At 65.4% G+C, this 16007-nt stretch carries 18 protein-coding genes; 13 read left to right on the top strand and 5 right to left on the bottom strand.

Annotated features, from left to right (window positions below; translation table 11 throughout):
• Positions 1–3: 3 nt before the first annotated feature.
• From KFO72_RS33050 to fliE, 5 genes are all read right to left on the bottom strand, one after another.
• Complete coding sequence (locus KFO72_RS33050) at positions 4–339, bottom strand: EscU/YscU/HrcU family type III secretion system export apparatus switch protein (RefSeq protein WP_054929237.1); 336 nt, start codon at positions 337–339, stop codon at positions 4–6.
• Positions 336–1730: a flagellar hook-length control protein FliK gene (locus KFO72_RS33045; RefSeq protein WP_225033857.1), complete on the bottom strand. Its 1395-nt coding sequence runs from the start codon at positions 1728–1730 to the stop codon at positions 336–338. Before KFO72_RS33045 ends, KFO72_RS33050 begins: the two co-directional genes overlap by 4 nt.
• A 68-nt stretch (positions 1731–1798) precedes the next feature.
• Positions 1799–2128 (bottom strand): flagellar protein FliT, encoded by a 330-nt coding sequence (locus KFO72_RS33040; protein ID WP_035991528.1) that lies wholly within the window; start codon positions 2126–2128, stop codon positions 1799–1801.
• Complete coding sequence (fliS, locus tag KFO72_RS33035; RefSeq protein WP_007577111.1) at positions 2125–2559, bottom strand: flagellar export chaperone FliS; 435 nt, start codon at positions 2557–2559, stop codon at positions 2125–2127. The genes KFO72_RS33040 and fliS overlap by 4 nt, the downstream gene beginning before the upstream one ends.
• Before the next feature lie 396 nt (positions 2560–2955).
• On the bottom strand, positions 2956–3291 hold the full coding sequence (fliE, locus tag KFO72_RS33030) for a flagellar hook-basal body complex protein FliE (protein WP_035991525.1): 336 nt from the start codon (positions 3289–3291) through the stop codon (positions 2956–2958).
• Between the two features lie 233 nt (positions 3292–3524).
• Between fliE and fliF the strand changes: the two genes are divergently transcribed.
• From fliF to fliR, 13 genes are all read left to right on the top strand, one after another.
• Positions 3525–5306 (top strand): flagellar basal-body MS-ring/collar protein FliF, encoded by a 1782-nt coding sequence (fliF, locus tag KFO72_RS33025; protein WP_060599551.1) that lies wholly within the window; start codon positions 3525–3527, stop codon positions 5304–5306.
• The gene (gene fliG, locus KFO72_RS33020) at positions 5296–6291 is read left to right on the top strand and encodes a flagellar motor switch protein FliG (protein WP_054929240.1); all 996 of its coding nucleotides are present in this window, start codon (positions 5296–5298) and stop codon (positions 6289–6291) included. Before fliF ends, fliG begins: the two co-directional genes overlap by 11 nt.
• Positions 6278–6955 carry a flagellar assembly protein FliH gene (gene fliH, locus KFO72_RS33015; RefSeq protein ID WP_082433735.1) on the top strand — a complete coding sequence of 226 codons (678 nt, stop codon included), beginning with the start codon at positions 6278–6280 and terminating at the stop codon, positions 6953–6955. Before fliG ends, fliH begins: the two co-directional genes overlap by 14 nt.
• On the top strand, positions 6949–8604 hold the full coding sequence (gene fliI, locus KFO72_RS33010; RefSeq protein ID WP_107203883.1) for a flagellar protein export ATPase FliI: 1656 nt from the start codon (positions 6949–6951) through the stop codon (positions 8602–8604). Before fliH ends, fliI begins: the two co-directional genes overlap by 7 nt.
• A gap of 18 nt (positions 8605–8622) precedes the next feature.
• Entirely contained in the window at positions 8623–9072 is a 450-nt protein-coding gene (fliJ, locus tag KFO72_RS33005) for a flagellar export protein FliJ (RefSeq protein ID WP_035991516.1), read from the top strand.
• A 65-nt stretch (positions 9073–9137) separates the two neighbouring features.
• A complete protein-coding gene (locus tag KFO72_RS33000) occupies positions 9138–10652 on the top strand; it encodes a flagellar hook-length control protein FliK (RefSeq protein WP_225033856.1) in 1515 nt (504 codons plus the stop codon).
• Positions 10653–11255: 603 nt separating this feature from the next.
• Positions 11256–11759 carry a flagellar basal body-associated protein FliL gene (fliL, locus tag KFO72_RS32995; protein WP_225033855.1) on the top strand — a complete coding sequence of 168 codons (504 nt, stop codon included), beginning with the start codon at positions 11256–11258 and terminating at the stop codon, positions 11757–11759.
• Positions 11760–11824: 65 nt separating this feature from the next.
• Complete coding sequence (fliM, locus tag KFO72_RS32990) at positions 11825–12823, top strand: flagellar motor switch protein FliM (RefSeq protein WP_035991509.1); 999 nt, start codon at positions 11825–11827, stop codon at positions 12821–12823.
• Positions 12816–13280 carry a flagellar motor switch protein FliN gene (gene fliN, locus KFO72_RS32985; protein ID WP_035991507.1) on the top strand — a complete coding sequence of 155 codons (465 nt, stop codon included), beginning with the start codon at positions 12816–12818 and terminating at the stop codon, positions 13278–13280. Before fliM ends, fliN begins: the two co-directional genes overlap by 8 nt.
• Positions 13277–13897: a flagellar biosynthetic protein FliO gene (gene fliO / locus KFO72_RS32980; RefSeq protein ID WP_412101815.1), complete on the top strand. Its 621-nt coding sequence runs from the start codon at positions 13277–13279 to the stop codon at positions 13895–13897. The genes fliN and fliO overlap by 4 nt, the downstream gene beginning before the upstream one ends.
• Entirely contained in the window at positions 13897–14754 is an 858-nt protein-coding gene (gene fliP / locus KFO72_RS32975) for a flagellar type III secretion system pore protein FliP (RefSeq protein WP_098021501.1), read from the top strand. Before fliO ends, fliP begins: the two co-directional genes overlap by 1 nt.
• A 22-nt stretch (positions 14755–14776) precedes the next feature.
• On the top strand, positions 14777–15046 hold the full coding sequence (gene fliQ, locus KFO72_RS32970) for a flagellar biosynthesis protein FliQ (RefSeq protein ID WP_054929246.1): 270 nt from the start codon (positions 14777–14779) through the stop codon (positions 15044–15046).
• A 31-nt stretch (positions 15047–15077) separates the two neighbouring features.
• Positions 15078–15860 (top strand): flagellar biosynthetic protein FliR, encoded by a 783-nt coding sequence (fliR, locus tag KFO72_RS32965; protein WP_060599547.1) that lies wholly within the window; start codon positions 15078–15080, stop codon positions 15858–15860.
• The last annotated feature ends 147 nt before the right edge of the window (positions 15861–16007 follow it).

The raw sequence follows: 16007 nt of genomic DNA, 5'->3' as shown, positions 1-16007 counted from the left end.
GCGTCAAAGCTCGCTGGAGGTGTCAGGCGGAAGGTCGGTGGCGACGACGTCGATGACGGGTGAAGCGTCGCCGGCGCCGCTCTCCAGCCGATGCAGCCACGCGAGCAACTCCGCGACGGCCTGATACAGCCGCGGCGGAATGCGCGAGTCGACATCGACCTGCATCAGCAGCGACACCATTTCGGGCGATTGATGCACGTACAGGCCGGCTTCCTTCGCGCGCTGCACGATCATCTCGGCGACGATCCCGTAGCCTTTCGCCACAATGCGCGGCGCGTCGTCGTGACCGTGCGAATCGTAGACCAGCGCCGCCGCGCTCTTTCGACTCGTGCGGCTCATTGCATATCCCAGTCGACATCGCGGTTGTCGGCGGCGTCGTTCCGCGCGGGTTTGTCCGCCGTCGAGCGCGCATACGCCGACGCCGCAGCGGCGGCCGCCGCCGCGCCGGCCGCCGGCATACTCCCGCCGATCTCGCGGATCGACAGGCCGCTCAGCTCGATGCCCGCTTGCGCGAGGCGCTCGCGAAAGGTGTCGCCCTGCGCCGCGAGCCGCGCCGCGCCGCCGGGACTCGCCTGCACGCGCGCGACGAGCCGCGAGCCCGTCAGCGTGAGTTCGGCGTCGACGGTGCCAAGCGACGGCAGCGACAGCGTGAGGCGCGTGCGCCATGGGTATTCGTCGTCGGCGGATGCCGCGCCGTTGCCGCTGCGCCGCCATTCATCGCCTTCCTGCTCGATCGTCCAGTCGAGACGCGCGCCCGGCCACGCTTCGCCCGTCCAGCGGAACTGCCCCGTCGCGAGCAGATCGAGCTGCTGACGCACGAGGGGTATCGTCGCGGGATGCAAGGCCGCCGCCATCGATTGCTGTTGGCGCGCGCTGGCGTCGTCCATGCTCGTTGCATGAGCCGCCGCCGGATTTTGCGACGTCTGGCCAGGCTGGTCGGGTGTGTCGATGATGTCGTGCGTCGCCAGATCGAACGTCGTGAAGCGCGCCGACTGTGTCTGCGGGCCTTCCGGCGTGCCGCGCGCAGCGGCGACGGCGGCCGCGAAGGCCGCGGCGCCCGAGTTGCCCGACGGGTGGCCTTGCGCCCACGAATTCGATTCATCGGCGTCGTGGCTCAAGTCGAGCGGCATTTGCGACGCCGCGTCGGCGAGGCGATTCTGGGCCTCGCCCGCAAGCGATTCGACGGGTCTTTGCCCCGACAGCCATTGCGCGAGATGCGATTCGTAGAAGAGCCCGCTTTCGTCGACGGTGCGCCTGAGTGCGGCCGCCAGCTCGGCGACAGGCAAAGGCGCGGCGACGATGTTCGCCGCCGCGTCCGCGCCATGCGCGGCAGTCGCGCCGCCCGCGTTCTGCGCCGTCGCGGCGCCCGCCGCGGCGTTACCGGAAGCCGCGGCCTGCGATGCGTTCGCGCCCGTGTCGAAGAGCGGCAACGGCGCGATATCGATGGCGGGCGCGGCGGGCCAGACGGGGACTTGCCCGACCAGCGCGGGCGTCGCCTCGCCGCCGGAGCGTGTGATCGCGTCGAGCGTCAGCGCAACGGCCGACAGCACTGTCTGCGCGGAGGCCGGCAACGGCGCGGGCATCATCGCGATGGGCGCACCGGGCGGTTGCCTGACGTTGAGCGACGCGTCCGTCTGCGAGGTGGTCGCGCCGGATCGCGCGCCGATGGGGAGCAGGCTTTCGATGCGGCTAGCCAGCAGCGAGGCCACCGCCGTGTCGATTCCGTTCATGCCCGCTTCCTCTCGCGCATTGACGCTGCGTGGCCGCTAGCGGCTCGTGTGGGACGTTATGAAAGCGCTCAGCGCGCCTGGTAAAGTTCTTTCAGCACGATGGCCGGGCGGCTCGGCGCGAACAGCGCCTGCAGCTTGGCCATGCGCGGGTTCGCGAGATCGCGGACCGTCGCGTCGTTCGCGAGGATCTGGCGGATCAGGTCGAATTTGCGCGAGCGTTCGTCGTCGGACAGGCGTACGCCGTCTTCCGCGTGCTTCAGCGCGTCGACGAGATGCCGGTACTCGTCCTGCAACAGGACGAGATCGTTCCAGAGCGCGTCCCGCGCTGCCATCACCATCCGGACCGAAATCGCTGCGATCGCCTCGTAGCGGGCGAAATATTCTGCGTTCGAACTCATCTCATGCTTTCCGCGGACGACTGCATCGCCATCCGCGCAATCTCCGGCGCGATTCCAATCCAGGCTTCCTCGAGCGTGGCCAGCAAGCCGTCGACTTCGACGAGCATCGCATCGCTTTGTTTGAGGTTAGCCTCGAGCAGTCGCCGCGTCATATAGCTATAGAGCGCGTGGAGACGCTCCGCGATTTCACCGCCTGCTTCGACGTTGAGCGCCTGCTGCAACCCGTCGCCGATGATCTGAATGGCCTTGCCGATCGCCTCGCCGCGCGCCGCAATGTCGCCTTGCTGCAGATGCATGCGCGCCTGCGCAACGGCCTTGCGTGCCCCCTGGTAGAGCATCACGATCAGGCGATGTGGACTGGCGCCCATCACCCCTGTCTCCACGCCAACGCGAGCGTAGGCATTGGCTCCAGAGTGTCCCGGGGAAAACATCGGCGCTCCTCCTGTATTGCAGATGACGATCAGATCAGACTGACAGCGGACAGCCCGCCGGAGCGCTGCGCATCCTGCCGCACGCGTTCCCGCCAGCCCTTGTATCAAGGTTATCGGTTCATCCGAATAAAGCTTTAGCCCGCTGGAAGGAAGCGTCAGGAAAGATGCGCGGCGCCGCGCCCGGGCGCGGGTTGGCTGCAAGCGGCTGCAAGCGGCGGGCCGCCGCACCGGCACGGTGCATCGAACCGGCGCGCATGCCCGCCCGGCGAGGCGGGCGGCGCGCCGGTTGCGCGGCGCACGCTTGCGGCGCACGCGCTAGCGCCTGCATCGACCGCGCTCCGCCGACCAGAGGCTGGCGACGGCACGCGGTCGCAGGCGACACGCGTCGCAGGCGTCTTAGACGGCCATCTGCATGATGTCGTTGTAGGCCGACACCAGCTTGTTGCGCACCTGCAGTCCGAACTGGAAGCCGACGTTGGCCTTCTGCATGTCGACCATCACGTCGTTCAGCGACACGTTCGGCGCGCCGAGTTCGAACGCATGGGCTTCGCCAATCGCGCTTTTCTGGTCGCCGCTGATCTTGTCGATCGAGGCTTTCAGGGCCGACGCGAAACCGCCTGCCGTGGCCGCGCCATTGCCGTTCCCAACCGGGGCGCTGCCACCCGTGGCCTGGGCCGCCATCTCCTGCATCTGCTGCAAGGCCGACTGGATCGGATTGATGAGTGCCGTCATGTTCTCTCCTGAGTGAGATGCAGGCGAGCGTTCGCGCCATACACCGATTGGACAGGAAGCATAGCAGCGGCCCTGCTGCGAAAGCCGTGAAAGTAAGGGGGAAACCCCCCGCTATTCGGCGCATCGGGTTGCTTACCCATGCGGATAATCCCTAACGTGAAAGTCTCTGTCGGCAGGCAAGGTAAGGCGCCGTAAGCCGCAGAACGCAAAAGCATTCCGGAGAAACCCGACGCATGGATTCGTCAGCCAACTCTTTGATCAACCCCGACGCCCGCATGGGCCTCGCCGGCGCGCAGCCGGGCACAGCGGGAGCAGCCGGCGGCGCTGCAGGCCTCGACCTCGGCGGCACGGGCAGTGGCTTCGCCACGCGCTTCCCGGGCCTTCCCGCGTCGCTGTCGCAGATGCGCGGCAACCCGCGCGCGCCGCTGATCTTCGCCGTCGCGTTGCTGGTGGCCGTGGTCGCGGGGCTGATCCTCTGGTCGCGGGCGCCGGACTACAAGGTCCTGTATAGCAATGTCTCCGATCAGGACGGCGGCGCAATCGTTGCCGCGCTCCAGCAGGCGAACGTGCCGTACAAGTTTTCCGATGCGGGCGGCGCCATTCTGATCCCCGCCGATCAGGTGCATGAAATGCGTCTGCGCCTCGCGTCGCAGGGCCTGCCCAAGAGCGGTTCGGTCGGCTTCGAACTGATGGACAACCAGAAGTTCGGCATCAGCCAGTTCGCCGAGCAGATCAACTATCAGCGCGCGCTCGAAGGCGAGCTGCAGCGCACGATCGAATCCATTTCGACGGTCAAGACGGCGCGCGTCCATCTGGCGATTCCGAAGCCGACCGTGTTCGTGCGCGACCGCGAGGCGCCGTCGGCCTCGGTGATGGTCAACCTGTATCCGGGCCGCATGCTCGACGAAGGCCAGGTCGTGGCGATCACGCATATGGTCGCCTCCGCCGTGCCCGACCTGCCCGTGCGCAACGTGACGATCATCGATCAGGACGGCAACCTGCTCACGCAGGCGGGCGTCACCGGCAGCGGCCTCGACGCAACCCAACTCAAGTACGTGCAGCAGATCGAGCGCAACACGCAGCAGCGCATCGACGCGATCCTCGGACCGATGTTCGGCGCCGGCAACGCGCATTCGTCGGTGAGCGCGGACATCGATTTTTCGAAGCAGGAGTCGACCTCGGAGCGCTATGCGCCGAACAACGACCCGCAGCAGGCCGCCATTCGCAGCCAGCAGACCAGCACCGCGACGGAAATGTCGCAGAGCGGCGCCTCGGGCGTGCCGGGCGCGCTGTCGAACCAGCCGCCGCAGCCGGCGTCCGCGCCGATCGTCGCCAGCGCGAATGGCGCCAGCGGCGTGACGACGACACCGATCAGCGACCACAAGGATTCGACCACCAACTACGAGCTGAGCAAGACCGTGAGCCACACGGAGCAGGCGATTGGCGGCATCAAGCGTCTGTCGGTGGCCGTGGTGGTGAACTACATGCGCGTCGTCGACGCGAAGGGCCACGCGACGATGCAGCCGGTACCCGCCGACAAGCTCGCGCAGGTCAAGCTGCTGGTCAGCGACGCGATGGGCTACAACCAGGCGCGCGGCGACTCGGTCAACGTGGTGACCAGCGCGTTCACCCAGGTCGTCGATCCGGATGCCGACCTGCCGTGGTGGCGCACCAGGGACATGATCGCGATGTACAAGCAGATCGCGACGTACGTGGGCATCGGCGCAGTCGCCCTGTTCCTCTACTTCGTGATGGTCAAGCCGGCGCTGCGCCGCGCCTTCCCGCCGCCGGAACCGGTTGTCGCCGCGCTGCCGTCGCCGGACGAGCCGGTGCTCGACGGCCTGCCGAGCGCGGCCGCCATCGCCGCCGAAGAGGAAGTGGAAGGAACGCTGGTCTCGCTGGAAAGCGACAAGGCCAAATATGAGCGGAACCTCGAATATGCGCGTCAGATCGCGCGTCAGGATCCGAAGATCGTTGCAACCGTCGTGAAGAGCTGGGTGTCCGATGAGCACTGAAGGCGTATTGAAGAGCGCGCTCCTGCTGATGTCGATCGGCGAGGAAGAGGCAGCTCAGGTATTCAAGTTTCTGGGGCCGCGTGAGGTCCAGAAGATCGGCGTCGCGATGGCGTCGCTGAAGAACATCACCCGCGAGCAGATCGACGAGGTGCTGCACGAGTTCGTCTCCGAGGCGGACAAGCACACGGCCCTCTCGCTCGATTCGAACGACTACATCCGCTCGGTGCTGACCAAGGCGCTCGGCGACGACAAGGCGGGCGTGATCATCGACCGTATCCTGCAAGGCAGCGATACGAGCGGCATCGAAGGCCTGAAGTGGATGGATTCGGCGGCTGTCGCGGAACTCATCAAGAACGAGCACCCGCAGATCATCGCGACGATTCTCGTGCACCTGGACCGCGATCAGGCGTCGGAGATCGTCTCGTGCTTCACGGAGCGCCTGCGCAACGACGTGCTGCTGCGCATCGCGACGCTCGACGGCATTCAGCCCGCCGCGCTGCGCGAACTCGACGACGTGCTGACGGGCCTGCTCTCGGGCAGCGACAACCTGAAGCGCAGCCCGATGGGCGGCATTCGCACGGCGGCGGAAATTCTCAACTTCCTGCCGGGCAATCACGAAGAGTCGGTCATCGACAACGTCCGCCAGTACGACGCGGAACTGGCGCAGAAGATCATCGATCAGATGTTCGTGTTCGACAACCTGCTCGACCTGGAAGACCGCGCGATCCAGCTGCTGCTGAAGGAAGTCGAGTCGGAAACGCTGATCATCTCGCTCAAGGGCGCGCAGCCCGCGCTGCGCCAGAAGTTCCTGTCCAACATGTCGCAGCGCGCAGCCGAGCTGCTCGCGGAAGACCTCGACGCGCGCGGCCCGGTCCGGGTGTCGGAAGTGGAAACGCAACAGCGCAAGATCCTCCAGGTCGTGCGCAATCTCGCCGAGTCTGGAGCAATCGTGATCGGCGGCAAGGCGGAAGATGCATATGTCTGAGCACGACTCCACGCGCAAGGAAAGCCTCTCGGCCTACCAGCGCTGGGAGATGGCCTCGTTCGACCCGGTGCCCGAGCCGGAACCCGAAGTCGACGACGGCGCGTTCGAAGCCGAACTGCAACGCCTGCGCGACACCGCGCATGCGCAGGGCGTCGCGTCCGGCCATGTGGCCGGCCAGGCGCTCGGCTATCAGGCCGGCTACGAACAGGGCCGCGCGCAAGGTTTCGAGCAGGGCCAGGCGGAAGCGCACTCGGAAGCCGCGCAGCTTGCCGCGCTCGCCGAAACGTTCAAGGCCGCGCTCGACAACGTGCAGCATGAACTGTCAGAAACGATCGTCGCGCTCGCGCTCGACATCGCGCAACAAGTGGTTCGCCAGCATGTCCAGCACGACCCGACGGCGCTGATCGCCGCCGCGCGTGAGGTGATGGCGACGGAACCGGCGCTGGTCGGCGCGCCGGCGCTGATCGTGAGCCCTGCCGATCTGCCCGTCGTCGAAGCGTATCTGCTGGAAGAACTGCAGACGCGCGGCTGGAGCGTGCGCACCGATCCCGCGGTCGAACGCGGCGGCTGCCGCGCGGTCTCCACGACGGGCGAAGTGGACGCCGGCATCGGCACGCGCTGGGAGCGCGTGACGGCTGCGCTCGGCAAGGCAAGCACATGGTAAAGCCGACCATCGAAGACATTCAGCACAGCGACCTCACGCCGCTCGAGCGCGAGCTGGCGCTGGCGTCGTTCGGCGCGGAAGCGCTCACCGTCGCGCAGATGGAGGAGTCGCTGGCGGCGTTGGAATCCGCGATTTCCGACGCGCATTCGGCGGGCCAATCGCGCGATGAATCCCACCACGACGCACACGACAACACCAGCGGCGCACATCCCGCTGCCGCGCCCGCGAGCCGCGAATCGGCGGCTGCGCCAAAGCGCGCGCCCGATCCCGCCCTTGCATCCAATCCGCATCTGCAGGCGTGGCGCAATCGTTTGAACGGGCTGCGCGAGCGCAATCAGATAGCGCGCCCGCTGCGCGCCTGCGGCCGCCTGACGCGCGCCGCCGGTCTGGTGCTCGAGGCCGTCGGCCTGCGGCTCGCCGTCGGCTCGGAAGTGATGATCGAGCTTCCGCCCGGCAGCTCGCGCACGATGGCGGAAGCCGAAGTGGTCGGCTTTCACGGCGACAAGCTGTTTCTGATGCCGACCACGGAAGTCGCCGGTCTGCTGCCCGGTGCGCGCGTTTATCCGCTGGAAGTCGCGCCCATCGCCGATCCGATGGCGGGTGCGAAGCGTCTGCCCGTCGGCTGGGAACTGCTCGGCCGCGTGGTCGATGCATCGGGCAAGCCGCTCGACGGCTTCGGCCCGCTCAACGCGCGCAACGATGCGCCGCTCACGGCGCCGACCATCAACCCGCTGCATCGCGAGCCGATTCACAAGGTGCTCGACGTCGGCGTGCGCGCAATCAACGCGCTGCTCACCGTCGGACGCGGCCAGCGCATGGGCCTGTTCGCGGGTTCGGGCGTCGGCAAATCGGTGCTGCTCGGCACGATGGCGCGCTACACCAGCGCGGAAGTGATCGTGATCGGCCTGATCGGCGAACGTGGCCGCGAAGTGAAGGAATTCATCGAACAGATTCTTGGCGAGGAAGGTCTCGCGCGCTCGGTGGTCGTGGCCGCGCCCGCCGACGTGTCGCCGCTGCTGCGCATGCAGGCGGCCGCCTATACGACGTCGCTCGCCGAATACTTCCGTGATCAGGGCAAGCACGTTCTGCTGCTGATGGACTCGCTCACGCGTTACGCGATGGCGCAGCGCGAGATCGCGCTGGCGATCGGCGAGCCGCCCGCGACCAAGGGCTATCCGCCTTCCGTGTTCGCCAAGCTGCCCGCGCTCGTCGAACGCACGGGCAATGGGCCGGAAGGCGGCGGTTCCATTACGGCGTTCTATACGGTGCTGACGGAAGGCGACGACCAGCAGGACCCGATCGCCGACTCGGCGCGCGCGATTCTCGACGGCCATATCGTGCTGTCGCGCGCGCTCGCCGAAGCGGGCCACTATCCCGCCATCGACATCGAAGCGTCGATCAGCCGCGCAATGACCTCGCTCATCAGCGACGCGCATCTGGACCGCACGCGCCAGTTCAAGCAGATGCTGTCGCGCTACCAGCGCAATCGCGATCTGATCAATGTCGGCGCGTATTCGTCGGGACGCGACGCCGTGCTCGACAAGGCCATCGCGCTGTATCCGCGCATGGAAGCGTTCCTGCAGCAAGGTTTTCGCGAAAGCGCCGGCTTCGACGCCAGCATCGCGTACCTCGACTCGCTGTTCGGCTAGCAAGCCAGGAGAGACTGAATGAGCAAGCACTTTCCGATCAAGACGCTGATTGGCCTCGCGCAGGACGACGTCGACGCGGCCGCGCGCAAGCTCGGCCGCGTGCAGCGCGAGCGCAACGAAGTCGAAGCGCAGCTGACCGCGCTCATCGAATACCGCGACGAGTATCACCGCCGCTTCACCGAAACCGCCAAGGCGGGCATGCCCGCCGGCAACATGCGCAACTTTCAGGCGTTCATCGACACGCTCGACGCCGCTATCGAACAGCAGCGCGGCTTGCTGGCGACGGCGACGGCGCGTGTCGAAGCGGCCAAGCCCGAATGGCAGCACAGCAAGCAGAAGCTCGGTTCTTACGAAGTACTGGAAGCACGCGGCATCGCCGCTGAAGCAAAAGTCGCGGCGCGCCGCGAGCAACGGGACGCCGACGAGTTCGGCGCACGAATTCTCCGGATGCGCGCAGAAGGCGCATGAAGACGCCGCACGCCGCGAAGCGCTGCGGTGCGCAACGGGACTGACACGACCACACGAGATCCAGCATGTCGCCTCTTTCACTGATCAACTCGCTGCTCGGCTCGACGAGCGGCACATCGGGCAGCAGCGCGTCGAACGGCGTGAACGCCAGCGCGCTGCCGTTCTCGACGACGCTGCAGCAAAGCATCGCCGCGCAGAACCAGATTGCCGCGCCCTCGCCCACGCCGGCTCCCGCGCCGACGCCGACGCCGTCCGCATCGAATGGTTCCAGCGTGCACGACGTGCCGCCCGCCGATAACAGCTCGAACAACACCAGCGCCGCCGACAGCTCGAACGGCACCGACAGCACCAAGTCCGCAGGCCAGACCGACAACACGCAGCAAAGCAGCGCGTCGAACGGCGCCAATGGTGCGGACGGCACGAATGGCGCGAACGGCAAGGACAAGACCGACACGGCCTCGAAGCCCAACGACGGCGCGCCGACCAAGGACGCCGCAGCCGCGGAGACGGCGGCAGCCGCAGCGGCCGCAGCCGCCGCCGTGCAAGCGCAGGCACAGGCGAGCGGCGCGGCCGACGCAGCGAATGCGGCAGTGGCCGATGCACAGCCGTCGACACCCGCTTCGACCCCGGTCGCCGGCAACACGACCACGCCTGTGATCCAGACGCCGTCGAAGAAGATCGCATCGCTCGATCCGAAAGCGACTCAAGACGCATTGCAGGCCGCCTTCGCCGCGATGGCGAACGGCCAGGGCGCGGCGCCCGCGACGGGCGTGAGCGGATCCGCTGGCTCGGGCACGTCGGCCACGGGCGACGCGACGCTCGGCGGTTCGGGCGCAGGCGCGGGCAAGGGCCTGACGCTCGGCGACTTGCGCAACATGAAGGGCGAGGCGACGGCGAACGGCGCGAATGCCACCGCCGCCACGACACCCGCCGCCGCAGCCGCGCAGCCGAGCCCCGCCGAAACCCTCGCCGCCGCCAGCGCGAACCTCTCGCAGACGAACCCCGTGCCCGCCGCGAGCGCCGACACGAACGCCGCGCTCGCGGCGACTCAGGCCGCATCGGCGGCAGCGGCTGCGAGCGCAACGACGACGGCAACGCAGGGGTCCAACCCGGCAACGGCCGCGATGGCGAACGCGATCGCGCCGCAAGTCGGCGCGCACGATTGGGAAGACGCGTTCAGTCAGAAGGTCGTGTTCCTCACCAACGCGCATCAGCAGACGGCGGAGCTCACGCTCAACCCGCGCGATCTCGGCCCGCTACAGGTCGTCCTCCAGGTTGCCGATAACCATGCACATGCCCTTTTTGTTTCGCAGCATCAGCAGGTGCGGGAGGCGGTCGAAGCCGCTCTGCCGAAACTGCGCGAAGCGATGGAGCAAGGCGGCATCGGCCTGGGCAGCGCCAGCGTCAGCGACGGCTTTGCCCGCCAGAGCAGCCAGCAGGGCCAGGAGCAGAGCGGCGGCGCTCGCAGTGGCCGCGGTAGTGGCCGTGGCGATGTGGGCATCGACGTCGCGGATAGTGGCGTGACGACGGTGAGCATGCCGGTGCGACGCACGGTTGGGTTGGTGGATACGTTCGCGTGACGTGATGTGGTTTGCGGTTCGCGGTTCGCGGTTTGCTGTTGCGCTGGCATCCGCGTGATGTTGCCGGTTTTCATGCGTTGCCCCTGTGCGGGGCGGCACCTACTTTTCTTTGCTGCTGCAAAGAAAAGTAGGCAAAAGAAAGCAGCTCACACCGAGCCGCTTGACCATTGCTCCAGAGCGTCCAGCGCCCTATAGCGGCAAACTGTGTGTAGGCTGTCGTGCCGCACACGCGAGCACTCCGGACCTGGTCCGAAGTGCTCGCGCTTAAGGCGGGAAAACCTACACACAGTTTGCCGCAGCTTGGGCCGCTCCTGTTCCCCGGCGATGGTCAAGCGGCTCGGTGTGAGCCGCTTTCTTTGGTTACTTTCTTTGCGGCGGCAAAGAAAGTGACTGCCGCCCCGCACAGGGGCAACGCATGAAAACCGGCAACATCACGCGGATGCCAGCGCAAAGCCAAGCGGCCGCATGCCTGCGCAGCAAAAAAACAAACCCACCCCAGCAGGCAAACACACGAGCTAACCCTGAATATCCCTTCTTTTCGACCCATCGCAGCAGCGTCGGACACCTGAAAATTCAACCTACAGCATTGAGGCAATCAATTCCATGGCAACCACGACCGCAAACCAGCAAGCCAACGCGAAGCCCTCCTCTCCGGGCCTCGTCAAGCGCATTTTGGTGATCCTGCTGATCGTACTGGTCGCGGCAGGCGCCGCCGGCGCCGCCACCTGGTTCTTCATGTCCAAGCGTGCGCCCGCCGCCGCAACGGCAGCAGCGCCGGCGCCCGCGCCTGCACCCATCTTCTTTCCGCTCGAATCGATGACGGTGAACCTGCAGTCCGACGACGGCCAGCAGCACTATCTGCGCATCGGTCTGACGCTGAAGCTGACCGACCAGAAGGTTCAGGAACATTTGACCGAACACATGCCCGAAGTCCGCAGCCGCGTGCTGCTCGCGCTGTCGAACAAGCATCCCGAGGAACTCGCGACGCTCGACGGCAAGAAAGCACTCGCCACGGAACTCGAAAAGCTGATCGAAGAGCCGACCGAGGACAACGGTCAACCCGTGCACGTCTCCGACGTGCTGTTCACCGAATTCGTCGTCCAGTAACGGCGCCTTGTGCCGACTGATTTGATCTTTCACCGCGCCACTGAAGGGACGTACGAGGAATAGGAATGGGCCACGAAGAGTTCATGTCCCAGGAGGAGGTCGATGCCCTCCTTAAGGGCGTCACCGGCGAGTCCGACTCGCAATCCGACCAGTCCGAGCGCTCCGGTGTCCGCCCGTACAACATCGCGACGCAGGAACGCATCGTTCGCGGCCGGATGCCCGGCCTCGAAATCATCAACGACCGGTTCGCGCGCCTGTTGCGCGTCGGCATATTCAACTTCATGCGGCGCACGGCGGAAATTTCCGTCGGCCCGGTGAAGGTGCAGAAGTACAGCGAGTTCACCCGCAACCTGCCGATCCCGACGAACCTGAACCTCGTCCACGTGAAGCCGCTGCGCGGCACGTCGCTGTTCGTGTTCGATCCGAACCTCGTGTTCTTCGTGGTCGACAACCTGTTCGGCGGCGATGGGCGTTTCCATACGCGAGTGGAAGGCCGCGACTTCACGCAGACCGAGCAGCGCATCATCAGCAAGCTGCTCGGCCTCGTGTTCGAGCACTACACGACGGCATGGAAGAGCGTGCGCCCGCTGCAGTTCGAATACGTGCGCTCGGAAATGCACACGCAGTTCGCAAACGTTGCCACGCCGAACGAGATCGTGATCGTCACGCAGTTCTCGATCGAGTTCGGGCCGACGGGCGGCACGCTGCATATCTGCATGCCGTACTCGATGATCGAGCCGATCCGCGACGTGCTGTCCTCGCCGATCCAGGGCGAAGCGCTCGAAGTGGACCGCCGCTGGGTGCGCGTGCTGTCGCAGCAGGTGCAGGCAGCCGAAGTGGAACTGACGGCCGATCTCGCGCAGGTCCCCGTGACGTTCCAGGAGATTCTCAACATGAAGGCGGGCGACGTGCTGCCCATCAACATTCCCGAGCACATCACGGCGAAGGTCGACGGCGTGCCGGTGATGGAATGCGGCTACGGAATTTTCAATGGTCAATACGCATTGCGCGTGCAGAAGATGATCAGCGCAGCGGAACAGATGAAGGAAGCGGGATATGACTGAGTTGAACTCGACACCCGATATGGACATGCCGGAAGAGTCGAAGGTGAATGATCCGTTGCCCGGCTCGGGCGCCGAAGAAGCGGCCCTCGACGATTGGGCGAGCGCGCTCGCCGAGCAGAACGACAACACGTCGGTCAGCGCGACCACGGCGGGTGTGTTCCAGCCGCTGTCGAAGGTCGAGCCGTCCACGACGCGCAACGACATCGACATGATTCTGGACATTCCCGTTCAGATGACGGTCGAACTGGGCCGCACGAAGATCGCGATCCGTAACCTGCTGCAACTGGCGCAGGGTTCCGTCGTCGAGCTGGACGGTCTCGCGGGCGAGCCGATGGACGTGCTCGTCAACGGCTGCCTGATTGCGCAGGGCGAAGTGGTGGTCGTGAACGACAAGTTCGGTATTCGCCTGACCGACATCATCACGCCGTCCGAGCGTATCCGGAAGCTGAACCGATGAAACACGCAGTAACCCGGGCCGCGTTCCATGGAGGCGGCATGCCGCTGCCGCGCCGCGCCCGTTTCATGTCGACGGTGATCGTGGCCGGGCTCATGCTCTGCGCCAGCGCTTTCCATCTTGCGCACGCCGCCGACATGAATGCCGTCAACAACGCCGCGAAGATCGCCTCGAGCGTCGGCGCAGGAACGGCGGTGCCGTCGCTCGGCGTCGGCGCCGTGCTGCAGACGATCGTAGGTCTTGCTGTCGTGATCGGCCTCGTGTTCGGCTTCGCATGGCTCGCGCGCCGCTTCGGCCTGCAACCGGGCCAGCGCGGCGGGATCGTGAAGACGATCGGCGGGACGTCGCTTGGCGGCAAGGAGCGCGTGGCCGTCGTCGAGATCGGCGATACGTGGCTCGTGCTCGGCGCTGCGCCCGGCAATGTGCGCCTGTTGCATACCATGCCTGCCGGCGCGTCCTCGGGCGCAACCCTTCCCACCGGCACGCCTTTTTCAGTGCCCGGCGCAGCCAGTTCTGGCGGCCCGGTCCAGTTGAGCGGCACTTTCGGACAACGCTTTCGCGACGCGCTCAAAAACGAAGCGGCCAAACGTTTCCAGCGACGCGCGAGCGGAGAACAGTAATGCAGTACGACCGATCTGACGCGCGGCGCCGCTGCGCTGTGACTTCCCACGTCCTTTCACAGGCTTCAAGGCAGGCTCCCGCTTCGATGAAAAAGCGCATCCTGAAGGGCGCCGCGCTGATTGCGCCGCTCGCCGTGCCCGCGCTGCTGTTCGCGCTGCCGACGCTGTCGCACGCGCAGGCCAACGGTCTGCCCGCCTTCAACACGAGCCCCGGCCCGAACGGCGGCACGACGTACTCACTGAGCGTGCAGACGATGCTGCTGCTCACGATGCTGTCGTTCCTGCCCGCGATGGTGTTGATGATGACGAGTTTCACGCGCATCATCATCGTGCTGTCGCTACTGCGTCAGGCGATCGGCACGCCGACCACGCCGCCCAATCAGGTGATGGTCGGTCTTGCGCTGTTTCTTACGCTGTTCGTGATGACGCCCGTGCTCGACAAGGCGTACACCGATGGCTACAAGCCCTTCTCCGAAGGCACGATCCAGATGGACGAGGCCGTGAAGCGCGGTGTCGCGCCGTTCAAGGCATTCATGCTGAAGCAGACCCGCGAGAGCGATCTCGCGCTGTTCGCGCGCATCTCGCACGCCGCGCCGATGCAGGGTCCGGAAGATGTGCCGCTGTCGCTGCTGGTGCCGTCGTTCGTGACGAGCGAACTGAAGACGGGTTTTCAGATCGGCTTTACCGTGTTCATTCCGTTCGTGATTATCGACATGGTGGTGGCGAGCGTGCTGATGTCGATGGGCATGATGATGATTTCGCCCGCGACCATTTCGCTGCCATTCAAGCTGATGCTGTTCGTGCTGGTGGATGGCTGGCAGTTGATCATTGGCTCGCTTGCACAGAGCTTCGTCTGAATTCCGCAGGGAGAATCACGCCATGACGCCGGAAACCGTCACCACGCTTGCGCACGAAGCGATGTACATCGCGTTGTTGCTGGCTGCGCCGCCGCTTTTCGTCGGGCTTGTTGTCGGTCTCGTCGTGAGCCTGTTTCAGGCGGCGACGCAGATCAACGAAGCCACGCTGTCGTTCATTCCGAAGCTGTTCGCGATTGCCGTGACGCTGGTGCTGATCGGTCCGTGGATGCTCGCGAAGCTGCTCGATTACACGCGCCACATGTTCACCAGCATTCCGACGCTCGCCAACTGAGCGCCCTTCTCTTTCCTTCTTTCGACGCGCGATGTTCTCCGTCACCTACGAACAGCTGAACGTATGGCTTACGGCGTTCCTGTGGCCGTTCGTACGGATTCTCGCGCTGATGGCGACGGCGCCCGCGTTCGGCGACAAGTCGTTGCCGACTCGCGTGAAGGTCGCTCTTGCGGGATTCATTACGCTGATCGTTGCGCCGACTATCGGTGCGTTGCCGCAGGTTACTGTGTTTTCCGCGCAGGGCGTGTGGATCATCGTCAATCAGTTTTTGATCGGTGCGGCGCTCGGTTTTACGATGCAGCTCGTGTTTGGGGCGATTCAGGCGGCCGGCGACATCATGGGCATGAGCATGGGGCTCGGGTTCGCGACGTTCTTCGATCCGCATGCCGCTGGTTCGACTGACGTCATGTCGCGGTATATGAACATGCTCGCGATTTTGACGTTTCTCGCGTTCGATGGGCATTTGCAGGTCATTTCTGCTCTGATTCAGACGTTTCAGGCGCTGCCTGTGTCGGCAAATCTGCTCGGCGCCAATGGATGGCGTGTGCTGGCTGGATGGGGGAGCACTGTGATCAGTGCTGCACTGCTGCTTTCTCTGCCGATTGTCACTGCGCTTCTTATCACCAATCTTGCGCTGGGGATTCTTAATCGGGCTGCGCCGCAGATTGGGGTGTTTCAGGTTGGGCTGCCGGTTACTGTTATTACTGGTTTGCTGCTGATTCAGTTGATGTTGCCCAATATGATGCCGTTCTTTGCACGGTTGTTTGAGAGTGGGATTGAAGAGATGGGGCGGGTGGTGGCTGGGTTGAGGTAAGGGTTTTTTGCTGCGCATGCTTTGATGGGGTGTTTTTTGTCTTTGCGTTGGTATCTGCGATTGGCTTTTGCTTTTGCTTTTGCTTTTGCTTTCGCTGGCATCCGCGTTACGTTAGCTCGCTTCAGGCGTCGCCCCTGTGCGGGGCGG

It is taken from the genome of Paraburkholderia sp. XV (assembly GCF_020177535.1).
In the GTDB taxonomy this organism is placed as follows: Bacteria; Pseudomonadota; Gammaproteobacteria; order Burkholderiales; family Burkholderiaceae; genus Paraburkholderia; species Paraburkholderia caribensis.
The sequence above is the reverse complement of the archived record's forward strand: the minus strand, read 5'-3'. Positions and strand labels throughout refer to the sequence as shown.